The sequence below is a fragment of the Kitasatospora putterlickiae genome, from assembly GCF_039527695.1.
GTDB classification, from domain to species: domain Bacteria; phylum Actinomycetota; class Actinomycetes; order Streptomycetales; family Streptomycetaceae; genus Kitasatospora; species Kitasatospora putterlickiae.
Window position 1 is genome coordinate 12,447 of the sequence record NZ_BAAAKJ010000166.1, and the last position, 246, is coordinate 12,692.

The window sequence follows — 246 nt, forward strand, 5'->3', positions numbered from 1 at the left end:
ACTCCACGGTCAGCGGCGGCCCCGTGGACACCCTGGGCCTGGACGCCGCGTTCCCCGCCGTGCTGCTCGCCCTCGTCCTTCCCTCGCTCGACGACCGCCGCACCCGCACCGCCGCCCTGGCCGGCGCCGCCGTCGCCGTGGCCGCCACGCCGTACGTCCCGGCGGGCCTGCCGGTCCTGCTCGCCCTGGCCGGGCTGCTGTTCGCCGGCCGCCCGCCGGCTCCGGCGGGTTCGGTGGGGGGGTGGG

The 246-nt window shown here is 80.9% G+C and carries 1 pseudogene; it reads left to right on the plus strand.

Annotated features, from left to right (window positions below):
- Window positions 1-23: 23 nt before the first annotated feature.
- Window positions 24-246, plus strand: a pseudogene (locus ABD308_RS17220) (hypothetical protein); the annotation flags it as partial.